Here is a 2,274-nt window from a genome sequence, read left to right as displayed (position 1 = left end):
CCCTAATTTATTAAGAGAAGTAAGAGATTTTGCTAAAGTTTTAGAACATAGAAAGTGATGAAGTCGGGCAAAGTTTACTACCCCAGTAGCATCAGGTGGTTTTTTTCTTCGGGAAATTTAAACAGAAAAACTGTAATGACATTAAACATAGATAAAAAACTATAACAAAGATAGATAAAAACTCAGAATAAAACTATTGACTCAGCAGAAAAAAGGTGGTATGACTGAACTCAACAATAATGGAGGATTTACCCCATGAAAACCAAAAAACTGACCCCCCGCAATGCCGCTCCTGTTCAACGGGAAAATACCGCTACCGTCTCTCGTAATGACAATGCGATCGCCCCCCTAGATTTACTCCGAAGAGGTTCAAAAGGAAATGCTCCTTTTGCGGGCGACGACGCGGAGTAGTCCTCATAATTCTAACACTCACCTCAAAAAGTGTCAAAAGTCTTTTTCTGTCTCCCTTAGCGCACGGTTCGCATCAACGAATTGACGCACAATCCTTGTTAATTCGCGGCTTTCGGATACCGGGCATCGGGGAGGCGGAGAAGCTTCTTGAGCAGGGGAGAGAGGGAGCGGGGGAGTACAGGTTTTTGCTCTTCTGTTGTCTCCCTTTTCCTTGGTTCACGAGTGCTAGAAGATTTAGTCAATGCTACTTAAAAAGTCGGAGATTGTCTTTGACTTCTCTTGGTCAAAAATTAGAGTTTTCAATAAGTACCCGATTGATGTTTCTAACAGTAATTCGCTTATTTTAAGAGCGATTTGGTCTTTGTTGCCTGTGCCTTTTTTGTTGCCAAATTGTTACAAAATTTAATAAAAAAAGCCTTGACAATTGAGTGACTTCAGGTAAAAAACAAGACCAACCTAATGTTGTTAAGACCCAGGAAAAAAGACAATTAAAAAAATCAATGGCGTTAGCTGAAGCGGTTAAACGAGGATTAAAATAGCCTTATTTTTTTATTTTAAAGAATTTAGATACTTATTTACAAATTCAGAAGGCATTAAACATTCAAATTCACCTGTTTGTTGAACCAAAATCTTAATTAACTTATGATTAGCAGATATAAAACATTGAGATTGACCAACTTTTGCCGTTAAATAGACTCCTACATCTTCACGAGGAATTACTCCCAAAGCCTCCATTTCAGCTAACTCAAAATCATCAATCTGGACATAGCAAAACTTTAAGTTTTGCCAGATCCTTCCAATTATTTCTCCACTCCAATCTTTATTTTTTAAACGTTTGGCAACTCTGGTAATTTGGTTAATAAGTTCTTCAGAAATTATTACCCCCACAGGATTATCGTTTGGGGCTTCCCAACCTAACCATTGTAGAATTAAACCTTCAGGACTTTCTAGCTCAACTGCACCGATTAAATGAACATTAGTGTCTAAAAAAATTAATTCAGGAATTTTCTTCATTGTATTGAATCTTGTTTTTGTTGACGTTCTTGAGATATTTCCCGTTTAATATCTTGGACAAGATCAACAATTTTCTCTCTTGAATCATAACCTGCTTCGGTCAAAGATTGTTTTAACTCCTGTTGTAATTGTTCTGCTGACATTAAAGGATGTTGTTGATATTTACTGATTTGTTGCCAAAAGTTATTAATCTCTGTTTCTGTTTCTTCCCAAAGAATGATAACTCTTACTGAACTGGGTGGAGTCCCTTTAATTGGGTGGTCTAAAGATAATTGACCTACCTTATCGATCTTTCCAGTAGATTGAATTGCTTTCATAGTTATAAAGATTTTTGCCAACGACTTTTATTGGCATGACCTATTCTATCACTACTTCACTCAGACAAAATCTCACCAAGAAATATTTGGTAACAAATTATCACAAAAAGCTTGACAAGTGCTTAAACATCAGGTTAAACTCCCCGTCAAGTCAAATTTCACCTTAAATTCTGGAGAGGAACGTCCTTTTGCGGGAGACGACGCAGAGTAATCCCCCTGATTCTAGCACGAACCTCAAATCAGGTCAAAAGTCTTTTTCTTCTTGCCAGGGCGCACGGTTTGCCTCAATGAATTGACGTACAACCCTAGTTAAATTCAGGGCTTTCGGAAGCTTCTTGAGCGGGGGGCGGGGGAGTACAGATTTTTGAGCTTCTGTTGTCTCCCTTTTCCTTGGCTCACGAGTGCTAGAAGACTTAGGTTCAGGGAGATGAACCCGTCTATCTCGCAGTCTGTCCAAAATCTGTTAAAATTATAAGATGCTAAAAAGTCTGCGCTATAATACTCAGCTAGGATGATATAAAAGTAATTATGG

Annotated in this window: 3 protein-coding genes; 1 reads left to right on the top strand and 2 read right to left on the bottom strand. The window is 38.0% G+C overall.

From position 1 onward, the window contains the following. Window positions 1-255 precede the first annotated feature (255 nt). Window positions 256-411, top strand: a complete 156-nt coding sequence (locus PX481_RS15320) for an anacyclamide/piricyclamide family prenylated cyclic peptide (protein WP_002758006.1) — start codon at window positions 256-258, stop codon at window positions 409-411. A 549-nt stretch (window positions 412-960) separates the two neighbouring features. Here PX481_RS15320 and PX481_RS15315 read toward each other — a convergent pair. Both PX481_RS15315 and PX481_RS15310 read right to left on the bottom strand, forming a co-directional pair. Then, on the bottom strand, window positions 961-1,425 hold the full coding sequence (locus PX481_RS15315; protein WP_002758004.1) for a PIN domain-containing protein: 465 nt from the start codon (window positions 1,423-1,425) through the stop codon (window positions 961-963). Next, window positions 1,422-1,742 carry a hypothetical protein gene (locus PX481_RS15310; RefSeq protein WP_002758002.1) on the bottom strand — a complete coding sequence of 107 codons (321 nt, stop codon included), beginning with the start codon at window positions 1,740-1,742 and terminating at the stop codon, window positions 1,422-1,424. Before PX481_RS15310 ends, PX481_RS15315 begins: the two co-directional genes overlap by 4 nt. Window positions 1,743-2,274 lie beyond the last annotated feature (532 nt).

This window comes from Microcystis sp. M53603_WE2 (genome assembly GCF_030065435.1).
This window is presented reverse-complemented; position numbering and strand designations above follow the sequence as displayed.

Coding starts and splice junctions, on each gene's coding strand:
- PX481_RS15320 (WP_002758006.1), top strand. CDS start 256: ATGAAAACCAAAAAACTGACCCCCCGCAATGCCGCTCCTGTTCAACGG.
- PX481_RS15315 (WP_002758004.1), bottom strand. CDS start 1,425: ATGAAGAAAATTCCTGAATTAATTTTTTTAGACACTAATGTTCATTTA.
- PX481_RS15310 (WP_002758002.1), bottom strand. CDS start 1,742: ATGAAAGCAATTCAATCTACTGGAAAGATCGATAAGGTAGGTCAATTA.